The organism is Cupriavidus consociatus (genome assembly GCF_017814975.1).
Taxonomy (GTDB): Bacteria; Pseudomonadota; Gammaproteobacteria; order Burkholderiales; family Burkholderiaceae; genus Cupriavidus; species Cupriavidus consociatus.
Genome location: NZ_JAGIQA010000204.1, coordinates 1 through 279 on the forward strand (window position 1 = coordinate 1; position 279 = coordinate 279).

Here is a 279-nt window from a genome sequence, read left to right on the forward strand (position 1 = left end):
GAGAGCCCACCAGAGGCTTGATCCCGCGAGACCAAGCCAGGCAAGATGGATAAAGGCGCTGCCGAGCAGCGAAAGGAAAAGCCGGTCACCGCGCGTCGTCTCGAAGCGCAGGATTCCAATCCGCGGGTTACCGCCCGGCGCGGCATACTCCCAGACCCCCATACCGATCAGCAGCAATACGATGACGATGAAGAAAGCGGCCGTCGGCCAGGTCCATGCCATCCATGAAAAATCGGGAAGCGAAAAGCTCATCAAACCCTCCCCAGGGCGAAGCCCTTG

General features: G+C 60.6%; 1 protein-coding gene. It reads right to left on the reverse strand.

Translation table 11 applies throughout. From position 1 onward, the window contains the following. Positions 1–252, reverse strand: a 252-nt coding sequence (locus J8I82_RS38095; protein ID WP_209765815.1) for a DUF2160 domain-containing protein, incomplete at its 3' end; no start/stop codon positions are given. Between the last annotated feature and the right edge of the window lie 27 nt (positions 253–279).